This is a genomic window from Paraplanobispora takensis, assembly GCF_016863195.1.
In the GTDB taxonomy this organism is placed as follows: Bacteria; Actinomycetota; Actinomycetes; order Streptosporangiales; family Streptosporangiaceae; genus Planobispora; species Planobispora takensis.
In genome coordinates this window covers 101,800-117,683 of record NZ_BOOK01000002.1, presented here as the reverse complement: position 1 = coordinate 117,683, position 15,884 = coordinate 101,800, and the positions used below count along the sequence as shown (strand labels likewise).

The window sequence follows — 15,884 nt, the reverse complement described above, 5'->3', positions numbered from 1 at the left end:
GCGGGGCGGCGTGCCCGGCCGCCTGCCCTGGCCGCTGGTGATACCGGCCCTGATCGGGCTCGCCTTCCTGGTGCTGCCGCTGGCCGGGCTGCTCGTGCGCGCCCCCTGGTCCACGTTGCCGCAGCGACTGGCCGAGCCGCAGGTCCTGCAGGCACTGCGGCTGTCGCTGGTCACCGCCACCGTCGCCACCGCCGTGTGCCTGCTGCTGGGGGTGCCGCTGGCGTGGCTGCTGGCCCGCACCGCCTTCCCCGGCCGCCGCCTGATCCGCGCCCTGGTCACCGTGCCGCTGGTGCTGCCCCCGGTGGTCGGCGGGGTGGCGCTGCTGCTGGTCCTCGGGCGGCGCGGCCTGATCGGCTCCTGGCTGGAGGCCGCCTTCGGCCTCTCACTGCCGTTCACCACCGCCGGGGTCGTCGTCGCCGAGGCGTTCGTGGCGATGCCGTTCCTGGTGATCAGCGTCGAGGGCGCGCTGCGCGCCGCCGACGCGCGCTTCGAGGAGGCCGCCGCCACGCTGGGCGCCTCCCGCTGGACCGTCTTCCGCCGGGTCACCCTGCCGATGATCGCCCCCGGCGTCGCCGCCGGGGCCGTGTTGTGCTGGGCCCGTGCGCTGGGCGAGTTCGGCGCCACCATCACCTTCGCCGGCAACTTCCCCGGCACCACCCAGACGATGCCGCTGGCCGTCTATCTGGCGCTGGAGACCGAGCCGGAGGCGGCCGTCGTGCTCAGCCTCGTGCTGCTGAGCGTCTCGGTGGTCATCCTGGCCGGACTGCGCGAGCGGTGGGTGAGCCGGATTTGAACCGCCCCGTCCAGGACCGCCCGCCGCACGGCGGCCTGCACGCCCGCCTGGTCGTCGAGCGGCCCGCCTTCCGCCTGGACGTCGAGCTGGAGGTGGCGGCCGGAGAGGTGGTCGCGCTGCTCGGGCCCAACGGGGCGGGCAAGACCACCGTGCTGCGCGCCCTGGCCGGGCTCACCGGCCTGACCGGCGGGAGCATCACCCTGGACGGCCGGCCCCTGCACACCCTGCCGACCGAGCATCGCCGGATCGGCATGGTCTTCCAGGACTATCTGCTCTTCCCCCACCTGTCGGCGCTGGACAACGTCGCCTTCGGCCCGCGCTCCGACGGCGCCTCCAAGGCCGAGGCCCGCCGTACGGCCGGGGAACTGCTGGAGCGGGTCGGCCTGGCGGAGTACGCCGCCGTCAGACCCGGGCGGCTGTCGGGCGGGCAGGCCCAGCGGGTGGCCCTGGCCCGGGCGCTGGCCGTACGGCCCCGCCTGCTGCTGCTGGACGAGCCGCTGGCCGCCCTCGACGCCCACACCCGCCTGGAGATCCGCGCGCAGCTCCGCCGCCACCTGGCCGACTTCGACGGTGCCACGGTCCTGGTCACCCACGACCCGCTGGAGGCCATGGTGCTGGCCGACCGGCTGATCGTCGTCGAGCACGGCTCCGTCGTCCAGCAGGGCACCTCCGCCGAGGTCGCCCGCCGCCCGCGCACCGACTACGTCGCCCGCCTCGTCGGGCTCAACCTGCACCGCGGCCACGGCGACGGAGCCCACGTCAAGGTCGGCGAGCTGCTGCTCAGCGCGTCCGACCACGTCGAGGGCCCGGCGTTCGTGGCCTTCGCCCCCGCCGCCGTGGCCCTGTACCGCTCCCGCCCGGACGGCAGCCCGCGCAACCTGTGGCGGGCCCGCATCGACGGCATCGAACGGCACGGCGACAACGTCCGCGTCCACCTGGACGGCCCGATCACCGCCTCCGCCGACGTCACCCCCGCCGCCGTCGCCGATCTCGACCTGAGCCCCGGGCAGGAGATCTGGGCGGCGGTCAAGGCCACCGAGACCCACGCCTATCCGGCGTGAGCACGCCGGGCACCGGCGGGCCGGACGTCCGGCCCGCCGGGCGGGTGGGGGTCAGAAGGTGATGTGGACGACGGCGCGGCGGTTCAGCTGGCGGCCGTGGGCGGTGGCGTTGGAGGCGACGGGCCGGTTCTCCCCCCGGGAGACCGAGCGGGTGTCCCAGCCGGTGCCGCGGGACAGGAACCGGCAGGCCGCCCGGGCGCGGGCCTTGCCGAGTCTCTTGTTGTAGGAGGCCGCGCCGGTGGAGTCGGTGTGCCCGACGCAGCGCAGTTCGTCGACCTCGGGCAGGCGATCCCGGAGCCGGGCCAGGTAGCGCCTGCCCTCGGGACGCAGCTTGGCCGAGTCCACATCGAACAGGATCTTGCCGTTGGCGGTGACGGTGTGCGGGCGCACCAGGCGGGTGGTGGCGACGTCGGCCAGCGCGGCGGTGGCGCCGACCGGCCAGATGGCCGCCTCCACCCGGGCCTTGACCCCGGCGGCGCGGGCGCTCAGCCGCCGTCCGGCGGCGTTGAGCTTCACCGGCACCCGCACACTGGCCGCGGCGGCGGTCCCGGTGAAGGTCTGCGAACCCTGTCCGATCACCACCCGGCGTCCGCCCGAGCGCGTGCTCAAGGTGACGTCACAGCGTCGGATCGTGCCCGACGACAGGGTGCAGCCGACCGGGACCCGGTTGCCGTGGGCCGTGGTGGTCACGGCCGGCGCCACCGTCACCGACGGCCGGGTACCGGTCGCGGCCATCGGGGAGAAGTCCCAGTCCAGGGACAGCGACACGCTCTGCGGGTCCGCCAGGCCGGGGTGGTTCCATTGCACGCCGATGCCGTTGTCGATCTCGGAGGGGGTCACCGTGTCGGGCAGGGCGGTGAGGCCGGGGTCGTTCCAGGAGGAGGCCGCGATTCCGGCCGCCCCCTCGTAGTAGTGCGTCCAGGCAGTGCGCTCCACCAGTGTCAGCGCGCTCCCGGCCCGGCCGATGCCGCTCAGCCGCCGCGCCCCGGGTGCACCGCTCAGCGCGCCGCGGCCGACGGTGCTGCCGTCCAGGGCCAGGTCGGCGGCGGCGATGACGCTGAAAGCGCCGAAGGTGGGCGCCTGGGCGGCCGCGGCGCTCCGGTTGGCCAGGCGCACCAGGAAGGTGTCGACCGTCCAGGTGGTGCGGTAGTCAATGCGGCCCCGGACGTGCTCGACGACCTGGGTGAGCCGGTAGGGGCCGAAACCGATGACCCAGCTGCTGGTCACCCGCCAGGGGTCGGCCGCGCTCCCGGTCCCGCTCAGCGTCGGGGGAGTGAGCTGGGTGTAGCCACCGGCCGTGGGAGAGTACAGGGTGCCCGCGCCCATGCGGAAGGAGACCTGCGAGGTGCCGGCGCCGAAGGCTCCGCAGCAGAACGCCCCGGTCTCCTCACCGGCCAGGCGGACGGTGATCGCTCCGGGGGCACCGGCGCCGCGCACCCCGATCTTCAGCTTCGAGCCGTCGATGACCACCCCGTCGGGGATCACGTCGGGCGGGGCCTGGGCCGGCGCGGCCGCCTGGGCCGGCGCGGCGGCCAGGGTCAGGCCCGCCACCAGCGAGCACATCGCCACGAGCGGGCGCAGAAGGCTGCGGCGTGATGGGTGAGCGCGCGTGCGCATGGTCCTCCCCGATGGGATCGGCCGCCTCCTGTGCGTGGGCGGCCTGCCGGTTGATCACGTGCCGCCGCGACGGCCGGTGCGGCCGGTCGGCACGGCGTGGCCGGTCGGCACGGCGTGGCCGGGGCGGGCGGCATCTCATTGGATCAATCACCGCGACCGGGGACGGGCATGCTGTTCCGCTGCCATAACGGACCTTGGCCATCGCCAGTCCCGGCGTTGGCCAAGGTCCGTCCCCGCCCGCGACGCGATCAGGCGGCGAAGACGCCCTCCCGGCGGATCGTCTGCCAGGGCAGGCGCGCCCCGAGCACGGCGGTCGCCACCGACTGGATGACCACCAGGTACATGAGCTGCCGGTAGAACAGCTGCTGCAGGGGCAGCACCCACAGCACCGAGGCCGGTTCGCGGTCCAGCCGCAGCGCGTACCAGCCGCCGAACGCCTGGAGCAGCCCGATGCCCGCCCAGACGGCGAGCGCCGGCAGCGGGTCGCCCGTCACCGCGCCGTAGACGGCCATGACGTCCACGACCGGCGCGAGCAGCGGCAGCGCCACGTGGAACAGGACCAGATAGCCCAGGCACCGGCGGCCGAACGGTCCCGGCTCCACGACCGCGCGACGGTGCTTCCACATCGACTGCAACGTGCCGTAGCACCACCGGTAGCGCTGACGCCACATCTGCCCGAGCGAGGCCGGCGCCTCGGTCCAGGCGATCGCGTCCTCGGCGTAGACCACCCGCCAGCCGCCCCGGCACAGGGCCATGGTCAGGTCGGTGTCCTCGGCCAGGGTGTCACCGCTCAGCCCTCCGGCCGCCCGCAGCGCCGAGCGCCGGAAGGCGCCGATCGCCCCCGGCACGGTCGGCATGCACGCCAGCAGGTCGAAGGCGCGGCGGTCGAGGTTGAAGCCGATGACGTACTCGATGTGCTGCCAGCGCCCGATCATGCCGCCCCGGTTGCCCACCTTGGTGTTGCCGCTGACCGCGCCCACGGCCGGGTCGGCCAGCGGCCGGACGAGGTTGCCGATGGTGGCGGGCTCGAAGACCGTGTCGCCGTCCACCATGACGATGATCTCGTACGAGGCGTGCGCGACACCGGTGTTCAGCGCCGCGGCCTTGCCGCCGTTGGGCCGCCGGATCATCCGCACCCCCGGCAGGCCGAGCGCGGAGACGACGGCCGCGGTGCCGTCGTCGGAGCCGTCGTCGACGACGATGACCTCCAGCGCGCCGGGATAGCCGGTGGCCACCAGCGAGCGCACGGTGGCCTCGATCCCGGCCTCCTCGTTGTAGGCGGGGACGATCACGGTGACGCCGGGCGGCACGGCGTGCGCCGGGCCCTGCCGGATCTCTCTCGCGCGGCCCCGCACACGGCGGGTGTGCACCCGGGCCAGGACGAGGAAGCCCACCAGACGCAGCAGGGTGAGCGCCGCGGCGACGGCCATGATCCACGACATCGCCGCGGCGAAGACGGCGGCCGAGCGCTGCAGGAGGATCAGCCCGGAGCCGACGAAACGGTCGGTGTGCCCGGCCGGAGTATGGGCCCCGGGCACGCCGAGCGCCGAGGTGAGCGTCGTCACCCGGTACCCGCGCCCGGCCAGCCGGGTGAGCAGCAGGTCCACCTCCTCGACCGTCCGCCCGGGGTCGTCTCCGGAACCGCGCATCATGACCACCGCGCTCCTGCGCGAGGAGGCCAGACGGGCGATCCGCCCGCTTCCCAGCTCGGCCGGGTCTGTGGCGTCCAGGTCGCCGAGCGCGAGGAGATAGCCCTGCGCGCTCACCGAGCGCAGCACCTCCAGCTCGGCGCCGGTGAGGGCGGGCGGGGCGGAGGAGTACGGCGGGCGCGCCAGGCGGGTGTGCACGCCCGCGGCGCCGGCCAGCGCCTTCTGGGTCAGCGACAGCTCCAGCCGGAGCCGCCAGGCGGACGCGGCGGCGAGGTCGGCGTGCACGTAGGTGTGGTTGCCGATCTCGTGCCCCTCGGCGACGATCCGCCGGGCCAGCTCGGGATGCTCGGCGATCCTGGCGCCGACGGCGAAGAAGGTCGCCTTGGCGCCGTGCTCGGCCAGGGCGTCGAGGATCCGCGGCGTCCACCGGGGGTCCGGGCCGTCCTCGAAGGTGAGCGCCACCGTACGGGCCGGGAGCCGGGCGCCGGTCCACGCGCGGCCGGCCGGGCCGAGCACGGGTCCGCCGCGCCGTACCCGCTCGAGTCCGGCGGCGGCTCCGTCCGACAACGGTTCGGCGGCGGGCCGGCCCGGCGGCGGCTGGGCGGCGAGCGCCCCGCCCGTCCCGCCCGTCACGTCGGCGACGTAGGCGTTGAGCAGCAGTGCCCCCGCAGTCAGGACCATGACGGCCGCGACCAGCAGCCAGTGCCCGCGCGGATCGACCTGCGACCGGCGCCGCCGCCGGACCGCGGACCTCCTCCCGGCGCCACCCCCGCGCCCCGCCGTACGACCTGACCCGGACGACGGGCCGTCACCGTCCCCACGCCCCGCCGCACGGCCAGGCCCGGGCGGCGGGACGGCGGCACGCCTCACCGTGCCGTCCGGACCCGGTGGCACCGTCCGTGCCCGCCGCCTTTCGCGCCGGGTCACCCTCCTGTCCCGACGTCCGTGCCGATGTCCTGGGCGTCCTGGCCGGGCATGGTCCCCTCCGGGGACCCGGCGAGTTCGGGGGCGGGCCCGTCCGTGCCGGTCTGCCCCTCCTCCCCCGGCTCCGGGGAGGGAGACTCCGGCTCCCCGGCCGGGGAGGTCCGTCCGGGCGACGGAGACGGCCGGTCGGAGCGCTCCCGCGAGGCCGTCGCCCCGGGCCGGGGGAAGGCCGGGGCCTGCGGGGTCCGGGAGACCGCCCGCGCCGGGCGTTCCCCGGTGGGCGTCTGCGCGGCGTCGGGGCGGGGGGTGCGCTGGGCCGTCCGCGTGGGCCCGCCCGGAGCGGGGTGGACGGCGGGCCGCGTGGAGGCACCCTCGGGCCAGTCGGCCTCCGGGAGCGGAGTCGGTGCGAACAACCCGGCCACCATGGTCACCACCAGGGCGAACCCCAGCGTGCCGACGACGCCTCCCGCCACTCTCAGAAGCCGCCTGCGCCGGCCGGTCCCGTCGACGAACACGGCGGCGCCGGTGGGCGGATACCTATCGTTCACGGGCGCCGAGCGTAGTGACGCGGGGTGACAATCCTCCTCGGAGGGTCCTGTCCCGGACGAGAGGGACGGCTCAGTCGAGGATCTCGGTGACGCCGGGGGTGAGCCAGTGGAGGCGCCCGGCGAGGCCCGCGGCGGCGAAGGACGCGGTGACCTGGTCGCGGTCCTCGGTGAAGTGCTCCCAGGAGGTGTAGTGGATCGGGCAGACCCTGCGGGCCCCCAGCGAGCGGGTGAGCGCCGCGCCCTGCGCGCCGTCCATGCAGATCAGCTCGCCGCCGCCGAAGTTCTGGATGCGCGGGGCCCCCAGGTGCAGCAGCGCGGTGCCGACGGTGAACCGGCGGCCGATCTCGTCGAGTTCGTCGAAGTAGACGGTGTCGCCGGAGATGTAGAGGGCTTCGTCGTTCCCGGGCTCTTCGACGACGAAGCCGGTGACGTCCCCGAAGGGGCCGTGCACGCCGGGGGTGCCGGTGACCCGCAGGGTCGTGCCGCCGACGGTCAGCTCGCGGGTGGCCCACGGCTCCAGGCCGACGGCGCCGCCGCCGAGGCGCCCGGCGCCGCTGACGGTGGTCAGCACCGGACGCCCGTCGAGCAGCGTGCGGCCGACGGTGTCCAGGTTGTCGTAGTGCTCGTCGTGGCTCAGCAGGACGGCGTCGACCGGCGGCAGGTCCCCGGCCTCGATCGCCGGGCCCTCGGTGCTGCGCAGGACGACGGGACCGTAGTCGAACTCGGCCGGAGCCGGGTCGAAGACGGGGTCGGTGAGCAGGCGCAGCCCGCCGATCTCCAGCAGGACGGTCGCGGTGCCGATGTGCGTGACGGTGACCTTCATGTCGCTCTCTTTCGCTTTCGTTCTTTTCGGGGCGCGCGTACCGTGCCGGGACGCGCGGGATCGACCGGCGCCGCGGACGCGGCCCGGTTGCGGGACGGGTGGGGTACGGCCGGGCACGCCGGTACGACCGGCGTGCGCCTGAGCGTGCGCCCGGGGATCAGCCGGGGACGGTGGTGCGGAACCTGCTGCGGTACTCGCCGGGCGTGGTGCCCAGCCGGTCGCGGAAGACCCGGTGCAGGGTCTCCACCGAACGGAACCCGCACGCCCTGGCGATGTCGGACGGCAGGCGGCCGGTGCGCTCCAGCAGCCGGCGCGCGGCCTCCAGCCGCATGCTCTCGACGAACGCGCCCGGCGTGCTGCCGGTCTCGGCGTGGAAGACCCGGGCGAAGGTCCGCTCGCTCATCGCCGTCCGGGCCGCCAGCGCGGGCACCGACAGGTCGGCGTCCAGGTGCTCGCCGATCCACAGCCGCAGGTCGCGGATGTCGTCGCGGCCGCCGGGGTGCTGCGCCAGCGGCACGCTGAACTGGCTCTGCCCGCCGGGCCGCTGCAGGTACATGACCATCGCGCGGGCGACGTCGAGGGCGACCTGGTCACCGTGGTCCTCGGCGACCAGCGCCAGGGCCAGGTCCATCGAGGAGGTGATGCCGGCGCTGGTCCACATCCGGCCCGAGCGGACGAAGATGGGATCGGACTCGACCCGGACCTCGGGATGGTCGGCGGCGAGCCGTCCGACGGTCGCCCAGTGCGTGGTGGCGCGGTGCCCGTCCAGCAGCCCGGCGGCCGCGGTGATGTGCGCGCCCGCGCACACCGACGCCACCCGGCCGGCTCCGGGGCCCACCTCGCGCAGCCAGGTCACCACGCCCGGGTCGACCTGCGGGACCGGCCCTCCCGGGCCGATCAGCATCCGCCCCGGCACCAGCAGCGTGTCGATCGCCCGGCGCTGCTCGGCGAACACCTCCTCCACGCAGAGCCGTACCCCCGAGAAGGTCGGCACCGGGCCGCGCCGCTCACCGGCCAGCCGCACCTCGTAACCGGCGCGCCGCCCGCCCAGGAACTGGCCGGCCATCGCGAAGACCTCGGCCGGGCCGGTCACGTCCAGCGTGTCGACTCCGGGGAACATCGCGATCACGACGACGTGGGGAGGGGTGGGGCAGGCGCTCATGTCTCAACTATCGGGCGGGAGCCGGCTGTCGGCAATGACAGGTTATTGCAAGATCCTGCCATGATCACCGACGTCGGTGCGGCCAGGTCCCGGGATCCCGCAACGACGAGCGCGCGAACGCCTTCGCGCAGTGCATGTACAGCTCCCGGACCTCGACGAGCACCGCCGGCCGCGGCCGTCTGCCCCGGACCGCACGTCCTGACATCTGGTGCGCTGTCCGGCTGAGGTAGATCAGCTCCGCTACTGTCGCATCCATCCCCCATGAGAGGACCCCCGATGCGACGCCTGCCCGCCGTTCTCGCAGCCGTGCTCGCCGCGAGCTCGCTCCTGCCCGCCCAGGCCCTGGCCCGGTCCGCCCGGGACGGACAGGACACCGCGGCGGTGAAGGCGGCCGGAGCCGGAGCGGTCAAGGGGAAGGCGACCTTCTACCGGCTGCGGTCCGGGAGCGGCAACTGCTCCTATCCCTCGAACCCGGCCGACGACCTCTACGTCGCGCTCTCCCCCCGCGAGTACGCCGCCGCGGGCGCCTGCGGCGGCTATCTGAACGTCACCGGGCCCAGGGGCGGCGTCCGGGTCAAGGTCGTCGACCGGTGCCCGGAGTGCCCGGCGGGACACATCGACCTGAGCCGTACGGCCTTCGCCCGCATCGCGGATCCCGGCAAGGGCACGGCGGGGGTCACCTACCGCCCGGTCCGCGACCCGCGGGTCGGCAGGCCGCTCTCCTTCCGCGTCAAGGAGGGGTCGTCGCGGTGGTGGCTGGCCCTGCTGGTCGCCGACCACGGCAACCCGCTCGCCTCGGTCGAGGTGAGGGCCGCCGGCGGCGCGTGGCGCAGGCTGGCCAGGGCCGACTACAACTACTGGATCGCCGAGTCCGGCATGGGCCGGGGCCCGTTCACCGTGCGGGTCACCGACATCCGCGGCCACCGGGCCACGGCCACGCGCGTCCGCCTGGCCGCCGGCGTCGTCCAGCGCACCACCGTGAAGATGTACTGACACCGCCAGGCCTGCCGCCGGGGACACCGGACGGCCGCGCGGGACGGGTGGGTCCGTCCCGCGCGGCCCGGCGGCGGGCGGTCAGCCGGCCACGGTGAGGACCGTGCCCGCGCCGACCGTGAGCCCGCCCTCGCGGATCGCGAAGCCGAGGCCCGGCTCGACCGCCACCGCCCTGCCCAGCTCCACCGAGACCTCCACGGTCTCGCCGGGCTGCGCGGGCGAGGGCAGGGTCAGCTCACCCGGCACGTCGGTGGTGCGCAGGTAGAACTGCGGCCGGTACCCGGAGGCGATCGGCCGCCGCCGTCCGCCCTCCCCGGCCGTGAGGAGGTACAGCCGGGCGGTGAACGACCGGTGGGCGCGCCGGCTCAGCGGGGCCGCCAGCACCATGCCGCGCCGTACCTGCTCCCGCTTGACCCCGCGCAGCAGGACGGCGGCGTTGTCGCCCGCCTCGCCCCGCTCCATCGTCTTGCCGAACGTCTCCACCCCGGTGACCACCGCGGTGAAGCCGTCGCCGAAGCCGACGACCTCCACCGTGTCGCCCACGCGCACGGCGCCCCGCTCGATCGCGCCGGTGACGACCGTGCCCCGGCCGGTCACCGTGAGCACGTTCTCCACCGGCATCAGGAAGGGCGCGTCCACGTACCTGACCGGCACGGGGATGTGCTCGTCGACGGTCCGGAGCAGCGCCTCGATCGACGCCGTCCACACCGGGTCGCCCTCCAGCGCCCGGAGCCCGGACACCCGCACCATCGGCACGTCGCGGTAGCCGTGCTCGGCCAGCAGGTCCGCCAGCTCCAGCTCGACCAGGTCGGTCAGCTCCGGGTCGGCGCCGTCGGCCTTGTTGACCGCGACGACCAGGTGCTCGACGCCCACCCTCCGGGCGAGCAGCACGTGCTCCCTGGTCTGCGGCATGATGCCGTCCTGCGCGGACACGACGAGGATCGCGCCGTCGAGCTGCGCCGCTCCCGTGATCATGTTCTTCACGTAGTCGGCGTGGCCGGGCATGTCCACGTGCGCGTAGTGGCGGGTGGCGGTCTCGTACTCGACGTGCGAGATGTTGATCGTGATGCCCCGCAGGTGCTCCTCCGGGGTGCGGTCGATCCGCTCGAACGGCGTGTAGGCGGCCTGGCCCCGCTCGGCGAGCACCTTGGTGATCGCGGCGGTCAGCGTGGTCTTGCCGTGGTCGACGTGGCCCATCGTGCCGATGTTGAGGTGCGGCTTGTTGCGCACATAGGCCTGCTTGGCCATGGGTTCTCTTCCTTGGTCTGCCTGGATCCGTCGTGACCCGTCTCGGGCCGACAACCTCTCCCCGCCGGGTCACATCGGGACGTACGGGAAGAGGTCAGCGCTCCAGGCCGTCGCGGACACGCTCGGACACACCCGCGGCGGCGGGTGTCACGAGGCGAGCGTGCCGGAACATGGTGACCATGGTGGCCCGCTCAGCACCGGCGGGCAACGGATTATTCCCGGCCCCGCGCCGGGCCGGGACCGGTCAGTCCTTGAAGTAGACCAGCTGGTGGCTGGAGGCCAGCAGGGTGCCGTCGCGGCCCCACAGGCGGGCGGTCTGGTCGAAGTAGCCGCGCGAGAAGCGGCCGGTGCGCGCGGTGCCCAGGACGTGGTCCCCGCCGTGGGCCGCGATCTCCCCGGCGTCGGCGTGGAAGTACACGGTCAGGGAGACGGTGCCGGCCGCCACGTACCGGCCGCGCCGCAGGAACACGCGGGGGTAGAACACGTCGCACATCGAGGCCAGGGCCGGGAAGTCCAGCGGGCGGGCCGGGGCGTCGCGCACCCACAGGGTCGTGGTCGAGTCGGGGTGCTCGCCGGCGTCCTGGCCGGGCACGGCGCCCTCGACGAAGCGCATCTCGTAGTTGCGGGCCCAGGCGATGAAGTCCGGGAACTCCTGCACGGGGACGGCGTCCGGCGGCGGCACCGGCGGCATGCCGGCCTCGGTGTCCGACCACGTGTCGCGGTGGACGCCGAACACCGCGGTGGCGGTGGTCTTGACGTCGCCGTCCTGCGACAGCTCCAGCGTCCAGTGCTGGTTGGTGCGGTTGCTGCGCACCACCCGCGCGGTGATGTCGAAGTCGCCGTCGGCGACGGGGGCGGCGTAGTTGACGGTCAGGGAGAGCGGATCGCCGAGCCGGTCGGGGTGCTGCTGGACGGCCTGTACGAGGGTGGCGGCGGTGATGCCGCCGAAGGGGCCGACCATGTTCGCGTACTCCGGCCTGGTCCGCGTCGTCGTACGGCCGTCGACCGCGGGGGGCAGGGCGATGGCCGCGTCGAACGGGTGCGGCGGAGCGTCGGTCTCGATCACGCTGTCTCCTCGGGGGCAGGACGGGGATTTCCAGTGCATACCGGATTTATGTATGACAACATACATAGAAGCCGAGGTACCGGGAGCAGCGGGATGACCAGACGACAGGATCCGGCCGGTCCCCGGGCGGCGATGATCCGCAGTGCGATCAAGCTGATCCGTCAGCGCGGCATCGCCGCGGTCTCGTTCGCCGACGTGCTGGCCGACAGCGGCGCGCCGCGCGGCTCGATCTACCATCACTTCCCGGACGGCAAGGCCCAGCTCGTCGAGGAGGCCACCCGCAGCGCCGCCGAGCACCTGAGCGCCGGGGTGACCCGGATCCTCGACGCCTCGGACACGCCCGGCGCCCTGCGCGCGCTGGCCGACCTGTGGCGCCGCGGCCTGGAGGCTGGCGACTACGCCGTCGGCTGCCCGATCGTCGCGGCGGCCCTGGGCACCGAACGCTCCGCCCGCGACGTCGCCGGGGCGACGTTCGAGGCCTGGTGCGACCTGATCGCCGGCAAGCTCGTCGCGGACGGGGCCGACCGGGTGCGGGCGCGGTCCGTGGCGGTGCTCGTCGTGGGCGGGCTGGAGGGCGCGCTCGTCCTCGCCCAGGCCCGGCGCAGCTCGGCCCCCCTCGACGCGGTGGTGGACGAGCTGAGCGCGCTGTGCCGGTCGGTGATCGACGTCGTGCCCCGGCAGCGCGGAGGTGAGATCACCGCCCCGCCGCCCACCGGATGATCACCGGCTCCCCGGCCTCGCGGCCCTCCCGGTCACGGCGACAGATCCCTGCGGCGGAACGACGCCAGCCCGGCCACCGCCAGCGCCGTCGCCACCGCCGCCAGGGCCACGAGCGGCCCGGCGGTCATCTCGGCCGCCGGGAGCGCGGGCACGTGGCTGAACGGCGACAGGTCCCGCACCGCCCGGGGCAGCCCGAAGACGTCCCCGAGCAGCCCGAAGGCGATGCTCACCACGAGCCCGGCCCACGCCAGCGGGACCGCCAGCCTCGGCAGGACGCCGTAGACCAGCACGACGAAACCGGCCAGGGCCAGCGCGGCGGGCAGCTGCGCCAGGCCTGCGCCGACCAGCGGGCCCACCCCGGTGTCTCCGCCGGCCGCGGCGTCCGTCAGGCCCATGCCCGCTCCCGCCGCCACCAGCAGCGCCGCCGCGCCGCCCGCCGTACAGACCAGGTGGGCGAGCACCCACCGGACCCGGCCCACCGCGGTGGCCAGCACCGCCTCGGCGTGCCCGCCGGCCTCCTCCGAACGCAGCCGCAGCAGCGCCTGGACGACGAAGCCGGCGGCCAGCACGCCGAAGACGTTCATCATCGCCGCGTACAGCGTGTCCACGAGGGTGGCGCCGCCTCCCCCGGCGAGCTGGTCCAGGAGGTCGGCGACCCCCGTGTTCCCGATGGCCGCCTCGTCGACGGCCGGGCCGAGCGTGCCGATCCCCGCGCCGGCCAGCCCGCAGCCGATCACCCAGCCGAGGGTCGCCCCCCGGTTCAGCCGCCAGGCCAGCCCGAGCGGGCTGAGCAGCGCGCGCGAGCCGGACGCCGGTCCCGGCCGGTCGGGGATCAGGCCCGCGCCGAAGTCCCGGCGGTCGACCAGGGCGAAGGCGGCGGCCGTGCACGCGGCCAGCAGCGCCACCGGCAGGGCGAGCACCCACCAGGCCTCCTCGCCGAACGGGCGCACGTGCGTGCCCCAGCCGATGGGCGAGGACCACGACGGCCACGCGCCGGTCACCCGGATGCCGTCCGCGGCCCGCTCGCCGAGGGCGTCGCCGACACCGCGGACCAGGAAGTCCACGCCGACCGCGGTCGCGGCGGCCGCGTTGGCGGCGCGGGAGCTCTGGAACAGCTGGGCGGCGACCGCGGCCACCCCGGCGAACGCCAGCCCGGTGGCGGCGCACGCGGCGCCGAACGCGAGCGATCCGTCGAGCGGCATGCCCGCGCCCAGCAGCGCGGCGGTCAGCGCGGCCCCGAGCAGCACGTCGGCGCCCGCGACCACGACGAGGGCGGCGGTGAGCCCGGCGTGCCGGCCCACGGACCCCGCGCCGATCATCTCGGCCCGGCCCGTCTCCTCGTTCTGCCGGGTGTGCCGGACCATCGCGAAGGTGCTCATGAGCGCGGCCAGAACCAGCAGGGACAGGAGGTTGCGGAAGTTGACCAGGGCGCCTAGATCGGTGCCGACCGGCGTGCCGCGCATCACCAGGACGGCGGGGTTGCCTCCGACCCCCCGCAGCGCGGCGACCCGCCCCGCCTCGTCGGGGAACTCGCCGGCCACGGCCGCGGCCCCGGCCGCCGCCAGCACGACCGCGCCGGCGATCCAGACCGGCAGCCGGACGCGGTCACGCCGCAGGGCCAGCCGGACCAGCCGCCCGGTGCCCGCGTACGCGCTCATCGGACCGCTCGCGTCGCTCATCGGGACGCCTCCTCCATGACCGCGTCACCGTAGTGGCGCATGAACAGCTCCTCCAGCGTCGGCGGACGGCTGGTCAGCGAGCGGACCTCGAAGCCCGCCAGGTGGCGCAGGACCTCGGGCAGCCGCTCGGAGTCCACGTCGAACCGGGCCCGCGTGCCCTCCTCCAGCAGGTCGTGGACGCCGGGCAGGCCGGCCAGCCCGGTGATCGGCCCGGCCGCCTCCACGGTGACCGAGGTCCTGGTCAGGTGCCGGAGCCGGGCCAGGGTGCCGGACTCGACGGTCACCCCGTCGCGGATGATGCTGACCCGGGAACAGAGCGCCTCCACCTCGGAGAAGATGTGGCTGGACAGCAGCACGGTCGCGCCGCGGGCGCTCACCTCGCGGACGGTCTCCTGGAAGGCCGCCTCCATCAGCGGGTCCAGGCCGGAGGTGGGCTCGTCCAGGATGAACAGCTCCACGTCGGAGGCGAACGCGGCCACCAGCGCCACCTTCTGCCTGTTGCCCTTGGAGTAGGTACGGCAGCGCTTGGCCGGATCGAGCCGGAACCGCTCCAGCAGCTCCGCACGGCGGGCCCCGTCCAGCCCCCCGCGCAGGTCGCCGAGCAGGTCGACGGCCTCGCCGCCGGTCAGGTTGGGCCACAGGCTCACATCGCCCGGCACGTAGGCCAGCCTGCGGTGCAGCCGTACGGCCTCGCTCCACGGGTCGCCGCCCAGCAGCCGCACCCGCCCGGCATCGGCTCGCAGCAGGCCCAGCAGGACCCGGATCGTGGTCGTCTTCCCGGCGCCGTTCGGCCCCAGGAAACCGTGCACCTCACCGGTGCCGACCGTGAGGTCCAGACCGTCCAGCGCGCGGGTGGCGCCGAACGTCTTGACCAGACCGGACACCGCTATGGCATCGGTCATGGTGACCCTCCTTGAGGGGGTGTGGACTCGGCCTCGTCGAGGGCCGCCAGGATCCGCTCCGCGTCCTCGCGGCCGAGTACGGGATGTGAGTAGATGTCGATCAGCGCGCGGGCGAGCAGGCGGTCGCCTTCCGGGCTGAACACGTCGACGCCCATCGCCCGGGAGATGTGCTCGTGCAGGATCCCGACGGACAGGGCCATCGCCGTGCCGACGGCCGCGCGGGCCCTGGCCTCGACCCGGGGCGGATCGGGACGGTCCTTGTCGGCCTCGGCCAGCCACTCCTCGCTCAGCCGGGCGAGCTCGTCGAACAGGGCGGCCGCCGAACCCTCGGCCAGGGTTCGCGCCATGTAGCGCTGGTAGGACCTCAACGCGCCCCGGGCGGTGATCACGGAGCCCAGGGCGCCGGAGGCCATGCCCGCCCTGGTCTGGTCGTTGACCCGGCGGATCATGGTGAACAGGTATTCGTCGCACGCCTCGCGCAGGCCCTGCTTGGACCCGAAGTGATGACGCACGAGACCGAGCGAGACCCCGGCGGTCTCGGCGATCCCGCGCAGGGTCGCCCCCTCGTATCCGCGCTCCCCGAAGTGCAGGATGGCCGCGTCCCTGATGCGCGCCCGAGCGGTGAGGTCCTCCGGATCCACTGGCGTCGTCACCGTCACATCCCTGTTCGTCCGTACAGCTTACTGTTCAAGCGTACAC

14 protein-coding genes are annotated in these 15,884 nt (G+C 74.8%); 4 read left to right on the top strand and 10 right to left on the bottom strand.

Features of this window, described 5'->3' with window-relative positions; translation table 11 throughout:
- Window positions 1–10: 10 nt before the first annotated feature.
- Both Pta02_RS02220 and Pta02_RS02215 read left to right on the top strand, forming a co-directional pair.
- Window positions 11–793 carry an ABC transporter permease gene (locus Pta02_RS02220; RefSeq protein ID WP_239129352.1) on the top strand — a complete coding sequence of 261 codons (783 nt, stop codon included), beginning with the start codon at window positions 11–13 and terminating at the stop codon, window positions 791–793.
- A complete protein-coding gene (locus Pta02_RS02215; protein ID WP_239129333.1) occupies window positions 790–1,854 on the top strand; it encodes an ABC transporter ATP-binding protein in 1,065 nt (354 codons plus the stop codon). Before Pta02_RS02220 ends, Pta02_RS02215 begins: the two co-directional genes overlap by 4 nt.
- Window positions 1,855–1,905: 51 nt before the next feature.
- Here the strand turns inward: Pta02_RS02215 and Pta02_RS02210 are convergent, their stop codons facing one another.
- The 5 genes from Pta02_RS02210 to Pta02_RS02190 all read right to left on the bottom strand — a co-directional run bounded on the left by Pta02_RS02210 (window position 1,906) and on the right by Pta02_RS02190 (window position 8,577).
- Window positions 1,906–3,471: an OmpA family protein gene (locus Pta02_RS02210; protein WP_203872934.1), complete on the bottom strand. Its 1,566-nt coding sequence runs from the start codon at window positions 3,469–3,471 to the stop codon at window positions 1,906–1,908.
- Window positions 3,472–3,719: 248 nt separating this feature from the next.
- Window positions 3,720–5,801, bottom strand: coding sequence for a bifunctional polysaccharide deacetylase/glycosyltransferase family 2 protein (locus Pta02_RS02205; RefSeq protein WP_203872933.1), 2,082 nt, complete (start codon window positions 5,799–5,801; stop codon window positions 3,720–3,722).
- Window positions 5,802–6,043: 242 nt separating this feature from the next.
- Complete coding sequence (locus tag Pta02_RS02200; protein ID WP_203872932.1) at window positions 6,044–6,592, bottom strand: hypothetical protein; 549 nt, start codon at window positions 6,590–6,592, stop codon at window positions 6,044–6,046.
- Window positions 6,593–6,662: 70 nt separating this feature from the next.
- Complete coding sequence (locus Pta02_RS02195) at window positions 6,663–7,415, bottom strand: MBL fold metallo-hydrolase (protein ID WP_203872931.1); 753 nt, start codon at window positions 7,413–7,415, stop codon at window positions 6,663–6,665.
- 157 nt (window positions 7,416–7,572) lie between these two features.
- Window positions 7,573–8,577, bottom strand: coding sequence for a GlxA family transcriptional regulator (locus tag Pta02_RS02190; RefSeq protein ID WP_203872930.1), 1,005 nt, complete (start codon window positions 8,575–8,577; stop codon window positions 7,573–7,575).
- A gap of 276 nt (window positions 8,578–8,853) precedes the next feature.
- Here Pta02_RS02190 and Pta02_RS02185 point away from each other — a divergent pair, with 276 nt between their 5' ends.
- On the top strand, window positions 8,854–9,570 hold the full coding sequence (locus Pta02_RS02185) for an expansin EXLX1 family cellulose-binding protein (protein WP_203872929.1): 717 nt from the start codon (window positions 8,854–8,856) through the stop codon (window positions 9,568–9,570).
- Between the two features lie 81 nt (window positions 9,571–9,651).
- Here the strand turns inward: Pta02_RS02185 and tuf are convergent, their stop codons facing one another.
- Entirely contained in the window at window positions 9,652–10,818 is a 1,167-nt protein-coding gene (tuf, locus tag Pta02_RS02180) for an elongation factor Tu (RefSeq protein ID WP_203872928.1), read from the bottom strand.
- Window positions 10,819–11,062: 244 nt separating this feature from the next.
- On the bottom strand, window positions 11,063–11,884 hold the full coding sequence (locus Pta02_RS02175; protein WP_203872927.1) for an acyl-CoA thioesterase: 822 nt from the start codon (window positions 11,882–11,884) through the stop codon (window positions 11,063–11,065).
- 93 nt (window positions 11,885–11,977) lie between these two features.
- Between Pta02_RS02175 and Pta02_RS02170 the strand changes: the two genes are divergently transcribed.
- On the top strand, window positions 11,978–12,604 hold the full coding sequence (locus Pta02_RS02170) for a TetR/AcrR family transcriptional regulator (RefSeq protein WP_203872926.1): 627 nt from the start codon (window positions 11,978–11,980) through the stop codon (window positions 12,602–12,604).
- 32 nt (window positions 12,605–12,636) lie between these two features.
- On the opposite strand, the gene Pta02_RS02165 is transcribed toward Pta02_RS02170, so the two are convergent.
- From Pta02_RS02165 to Pta02_RS02155, 3 genes are read right to left on the bottom strand one after another with little or no spacing between them, the layout of a single operon-like run.
- On the bottom strand, window positions 12,637–14,283 hold the full coding sequence (locus Pta02_RS02165) for an ABC transporter permease (RefSeq protein ID WP_203872925.1): 1,647 nt from the start codon (window positions 14,281–14,283) through the stop codon (window positions 12,637–12,639).
- Window positions 14,280–15,185 carry an ABC transporter ATP-binding protein gene (locus Pta02_RS02160; protein ID WP_203872924.1) on the bottom strand — a complete coding sequence of 302 codons (906 nt, stop codon included), beginning with the start codon at window positions 15,183–15,185 and terminating at the stop codon, window positions 14,280–14,282. Before Pta02_RS02160 ends, Pta02_RS02165 begins: the two co-directional genes overlap by 4 nt.
- Entirely contained in the window at window positions 15,182–15,838 is a 657-nt protein-coding gene (locus Pta02_RS02155; protein WP_239129331.1) for a TetR/AcrR family transcriptional regulator, read from the bottom strand. The genes Pta02_RS02160 and Pta02_RS02155 overlap by 4 nt, the downstream gene beginning before the upstream one ends.
- Between the last annotated feature and the right edge of the window lie 46 nt (window positions 15,839–15,884).

Bases quoted from the DNA above. Each gene is read 5' to 3' on its own strand.
- Pta02_RS02210 (WP_203872934.1), bottom strand. From the start codon at position 3,471: ATGCGCACGCGCGCTCACCCATCACGCCGCAGCCTTCTGCGCCCGCTC.
- Pta02_RS02205 (WP_203872933.1), bottom strand. From the start codon at position 5,801: ATGGTCCTGACTGCGGGGGCACTGCTGCTCAACGCCTACGTCGCCGAC.
- Pta02_RS02195 (WP_203872931.1), bottom strand. From the start codon at position 7,415: ATGAAGGTCACCGTCACGCACATCGGCACCGCGACCGTCCTGCTGGAG.
- Pta02_RS02190 (WP_203872930.1), bottom strand. From the start codon at position 8,577: ATGAGCGCCTGCCCCACCCCTCCCCACGTCGTCGTGATCGCGATGTTC.
- Pta02_RS02185 (WP_203872929.1), top strand. From the start codon at position 8,854: ATGCGACGCCTGCCCGCCGTTCTCGCAGCCGTGCTCGCCGCGAGCTCG.
- tuf (WP_203872928.1), bottom strand. From the start codon at position 10,818: ATGGCCAAGCAGGCCTATGTGCGCAACAAGCCGCACCTCAACATCGGC.
- Pta02_RS02170 (WP_203872926.1), top strand. From the start codon at position 11,978: ATGACCAGACGACAGGATCCGGCCGGTCCCCGGGCGGCGATGATCCGC.
- Pta02_RS02165 (WP_203872925.1), bottom strand. From the start codon at position 14,283: ATGAGCGACGCGAGCGGTCCGATGAGCGCGTACGCGGGCACCGGGCGG.
- Pta02_RS02160 (WP_203872924.1), bottom strand. From the start codon at position 15,185: ATGACCGATGCCATAGCGGTGTCCGGTCTGGTCAAGACGTTCGGCGCC.